This window comes from Pseudomonas putida (assembly GCF_001976065.1).
Lineage (GTDB): Bacteria > Pseudomonadota > Gammaproteobacteria > Pseudomonadales > Pseudomonadaceae > Aquipseudomonas > Aquipseudomonas serbica.
Map to the genome: position 1 here is coordinate 1 of NZ_MNAH01000017.1, position 4,531 is coordinate 4,531.

General features: G+C 62.8%; 4 protein-coding genes and 1 pseudogene. All 5 read right to left on the reverse strand.

What is annotated here, in order from left to right:
• On the reverse strand, positions 1-374 hold a 374-nt coding region (locus BKX96_RS31785), incomplete at its 3' end, for a (2Fe-2S)-binding protein (protein ID WP_077186389.1).
• Positions 375-578: 204 nt separating this feature from the next.
• Positions 579-1,169 carry a nucleotidyltransferase family protein gene (locus tag BKX96_RS31790; RefSeq protein WP_046819970.1) on the reverse strand — a complete coding sequence of 197 codons (591 nt, stop codon included), beginning with the start codon at positions 1,167-1,169 and terminating at the stop codon, positions 579-581.
• Entirely contained in the window at positions 1,166-2,149 is a 984-nt protein-coding gene (locus BKX96_RS31795) for an XdhC family protein (RefSeq protein WP_077186387.1), read from the reverse strand. The genes BKX96_RS31790 and BKX96_RS31795 overlap by 4 nt, the downstream gene beginning before the upstream one ends.
• Positions 2,149-4,470, reverse strand: a complete 2,322-nt coding sequence (locus BKX96_RS31800) for a xanthine dehydrogenase family protein molybdopterin-binding subunit (protein WP_077186388.1) — start codon at positions 4,468-4,470, stop codon at positions 2,149-2,151. Before BKX96_RS31800 ends, BKX96_RS31795 begins: the two co-directional genes overlap by 1 nt.
• A pseudogene (locus BKX96_RS32740) lies at positions 4,467-4,531 on the reverse strand ((2Fe-2S)-binding protein); the annotation flags it as partial. The pseudogene BKX96_RS32740 and the gene BKX96_RS31800, both read right to left, overlap by 4 nt.

Here is a 4,531-nt window from a genome sequence, read left to right on the forward strand (position 1 = left end):
TCTTCGATCTGCTCATCGCTCGGGTTCGGATGGGTCTTGAGCAGCGCGGTGGCGGACATGATCTGCCCACCCTGGCAGTAGCCGCACTGGGCCACGGCCGTATCGAGCCAGGCCTGCTGCACGACCTTGCCGACCGGGTCGGCCTGCAGGTTGTCGATGGTGGTGACGTTCTGGCCGACGACCGAGCCGATCGGCGTGATGCAACTGCGCGCCGGGGCACCTTCGATATGAATGGTGCAGGCGCCGCAAAGGCCCATGCCGCAGCCAAACTTGGTGCCGTTGTAACCGGCCACGTCACGGATCGCCCAGAGCAAGGGCATGTCCTCGGTGACATCGAGCGAATGGTCTTGACCGTTGAGTTTCAGGGTAATCATGGGCAGATCCGTCTTTGTAGTTTTTGGGCTCACCACGCACGGACAAAGACGTCTGCACCTGGCGTTTGAAGGTAAACCGTCTGGATGCTCAAATTGCCGAGTTAACTCGCCATTAACAAAAAAGCCCTGCAACACTTTGGGTGTGCAGGGCTTTTCGGTGTCAGGACATCCAACCTTCGCAGGCCTCGGCCCCAAGTTTGTGAACTACTTGAAATCCAACGCCTGCGGCTCATCCACATCCCACAAGACGCCAGGATCATCCAGCGCCACCTCGACCACTCGCCCCTGGGCAAACAGCGGCTTTGCCCCGCGATCACCCGACAATGCCATCAGCCCCGGACCAAAGCTGCGGCCGAAGCCCACCGGGTGTCCGTATTCGCCTTCCTGTACCGGGACACCGATGCAGTCATCGGCCATGTTCGCCACCACCTGTTCGATACTTGAAGGCAGGATGAACGGCATATCCCCCAGCACCATCAGCCAGCCATCAAGCTGTGCACAGGCGGCCACCCCGGCCGAAATGCTATCGCCCATCCCGGTCGATTCGATCAGGACGACCTCACAGCCATAGGCTTTGGCCATGCGGCTCACTTGCGGGCGATCGGCCGTGGTCACCAGAATGCGTTTTTCCAGGGTGGCAGGCAGATTGACCAGGACGTGCTCAATCACCGAACGAACCGTGCCATCACGCCCAGGGCAATCAGCCAGCAGCTTGTCCTTGTCGTCACCGGCGACCTGTCGAAACCGACTGCCCTGCCCCGCCGCCAACACGATCACCCCGATGGATTCACTCATACGCCCTCCCGCAGCGGTTTTTTCTGCTTGAGCTCGATGCCATTCTTGATCGCCACGATCTCGGCCATCAACGACAAGGCGATTTCCGCAGGGCTATGACTGCCAATGTGCAAACCGATCGGGCCGTGCAGTCGTTCGATAGCCTGCGGCGACAAGCCGAGTTGGGCCAGATTGTCCCGGCGCTTTTGGCTGTTGACCCGCGAGCCGAGTGCGCCGACATAAAAGGCCCGGGAGTCGAGCGCGGTCAACAGCGCCATGTCGTCCAGCCGCGGGTCGTGAGTCAGGGCGATGATGGCGGTGCGTTCGTCGGTCTCGATGTTCAGCACCGCCTCGTCGGGCATGCCCGGGACGAATCGTCCGTGCTGCGCGTCCCAACCGTAGGCAAACTCGGTGCGCGGATCGCAGATCAGCACCTCGAAATCCAGTAGCCGGGCCATCTCGGCAACATACCGGGACAACTGCCCCGCACCGATCAGCAACAGGCGCCAGCGCGGGCCGTAGATAGTGCGCAAGGTGACGCCATCGAACGTCAACACATCGGTCTTGCTGGCCGCCCCCAGAACCACTTCGCCAGATTCCAGGTCCAGTTCGCGGGCGACCAGTTCGTGCGCCTCACAGCGCACCAGCAACTCGGCGACCCACGCAGGGTCGCCCACGCGCTCCTCGGTCAAGCGTAACGTGCCGCCGCAGGGCAAACCGAAGCGCGCCGCCTCCTCACGGCTCACGCCGTAGGTGATCAGTTGCACCGGCGGTCCGTCGCCCGGAATGCGACCGTCATGCAACCGGGCAATGAGGTCATCCTCGACACAACCACCAGACACCGAGCCAATCACCACACCATCCTCGCGCAACGCCAGCATCGCGCCAGGCGCCCGGGGCGCGGTACCCCAGGTTTGCACGACGCTGTACAACATCACCCGCTGGCCGGCGCGGCGCCACTCCAGCACGCTACGCAGGACATTCAGATCGGCACTGTCCATCACGCCTCGACCTTCTGCCAGCCCTGCAATTGATAACGGATAGGCAGGTCGCGGATACGCTTGCCGGTGGCAGCGAAGATCGCGTTGCACAGCGCCGGCGCAATCGGCGGCACACCCGGCTCCCCTACACCGCCCAAAGGTACGTCGCCCGGCGGCGTGACCAGGTGCACCGCGACTTCCTTGGGTGCCAGGGACATGCGCGCCACTTCATACATGTGGAAGTTGTCCTGCTGGACCTTGCCGTCCTTGAAGCTGATTTCACCCAGCACCGCGTTGCCCAGCCCCATGACGCAGGCGCCCTCGAACTGCGCGCGAATCCGTTCGGGATTGATCTGCGGCCCGCAATCGACGGCAATGTCGGCCTTGTGCACGATCAAGGTGCCGTCGTCCTTGACCTCGACGTCGATCACCGCCGCCACGTAGGTCACGAAGCTGTAATGCACCGCCAGGCCCAGGCCCCGGCCCTTGGGCAACTCGCGCCCCCAGCCGGCGGCCTTGGCGGCAGTTTCCAGTACCGTTCGCAAGCGCGCGGTGTCGATGGGATAACGTTCGGGCGATTCACCGTAGTTCCATTCTTCACTCAAGGTACGTGGATCGATCTGACGGTCCGGGCCGAGCAGTCTGACCTGGTACTTGAGCGGGTCTTCCCCGGCCTTGTGCGCCAGTTCATCGATGAAGCTCTGGATCGCAAAACCGTGGGGGATGTTCGACACCGAGCGATACCAGCCCACCCGCGTGTGCACGGTGGCCTCCGGGTTTTCCAGGCGGATATTGGGAATCGCGTAGGCCATGTTGGTGAAGCCCATGCCCAACTCGAAGGCCGCCTCGTGGTTCATGCCCGGCGCAAACAACGCGGTGATGCTCGGTGCCACCGTGCGGTGCAGCCAGCCGGAAGGCAGGCCATCCTTGTTCAGGCTGGCCTTGAGGTATTCGGCCGACACGGTGTGAAAATACGAACAGTGGATATCGTCTTCGCGAGTCCATTGCACTCGCACCGCCTTGCCGGGGAACTCCTTGGCCAAAATGGCCGCTTCGATGATGAAGTCGGGTTTGGACTTGCGCCCGAAACCACCGCCCAGCAGCGTCACGTTGAACGTGACGTTATCGAATGGCACGCCCAGACGTTCACCGATGCGCTCGCGGGTGACCTGTGGCGCCTGGCTGGGTCCCCAGGCTTCACACACACCGTCCTTGTAGCGAGCGATTGCGACCATCGGCTCCATTGGCGATTGTGACAGGTGCGGCAAATAGTAGGAGGCTTCCAGCGTGCTGTCGGCGCCGCTCATGGCCTCGTCGATGTTGCCAGTATTGCGCACCACCTTGCCGGGCTTGAGCGAGGCGGCCTCCAGCTCTTTGCGGTAGGCGATCGAGTCGTAACTGGCGTTGGGGCCGTCGTCCCATTCGATTTTCAGCGCCTCGCGACCCTTGATCGCTGCCCAGGTGTTGCTGGCCACCACCGCGATGCCGCCCAGGGGTTGAAATTCCGAGGGCAAGGGACGGCTTTCGATCTGGATGACCTTGACCACCCCCGGCACTTTCATTGCCGCACCGCCATCGAAGCGCTTGACCTTGCCGCCGTACACCGCCGGCCGGGCAATGGTGGCGAACAGCATGCCATCAAAATGTACGTCGGCACCGTACACCGCGCGACCGTTGACGATGTCTTCGCCGTCGATGGCCTTTGTGCCTTCCTTGCCGATATAGCGAAACTCCGAAGGCTGCTTGAGTCGCAAGCTGTCCCGGGGCGGCACGGCCAGGGCACCAGCAGCGGTAGCCAGGGCGCCATACTCCAGTTCGCGACCGGAAGGCTTGTGGATGACTTTATGCAGCTGCGCATGACACTCGCCGACCGGCACTTTCCATTGGTCGGCGGCGGCCTGCTCCAGCATGGTCCGCGCGGCGGCACCACAGCGGCGCATTGGCTCGTACCAGTGGCGCATGCTGCGCGAACCGTCGGTGTCCTGATTGCCGAAGCGCGCTTCATCGCCTGGTGCCTGCTGCACCTTGACCCGCGCCCAATCGGCTTCCAGCTCGTCGGCCACCACCATGGTCAGGCTGGTCCGTACGCCCTGGCCCATCTCCGAACGGTTACAGACCACTGTCACCGTGCCATCAGTGGCAATGCTTACGTAGATTTTGGGGTCGTCGACCCAGCCGTTGGGCATGCCGTCGGCACCGAACTTTTTCTGCGCTTCTTCGGCAAACGCGTCCTGCCAACCCCAGCTCGCGGCGACCACCAGCGCACTGGCGGCGCCCACGCCCTTGAGGAAACCACGCCGACTGAGGTTGCTCAGGGCGAAATCATCGGGTAACCGGCTCATGCCTTGGCCTCCTTCAGGTGAGTGGATGCCTGGCGAATGGCGGTCTTGATCCGGTTGTAGG

What these genes read in the sequence shown, in the direction of transcription:
- BKX96_RS31790 (WP_046819970.1), bottom strand. Translation starts at nt 1,169, where the DNA reads ATGAGTGAATCCATCGGGGTGATCGTGTTGGCGGCGGGGCAGGGCAGT.
- BKX96_RS31795 (WP_077186387.1), bottom strand. Translation starts at nt 2,149, where the DNA reads ATGGACAGTGCCGATCTGAATGTCCTGCGTAGCGTGCTGGAGTGGCGC.
- BKX96_RS31800 (WP_077186388.1), bottom strand. Translation starts at nt 4,470, where the DNA reads ATGAGCCGGTTACCCGATGATTTCGCCCTGAGCAACCTCAGTCGGCGT.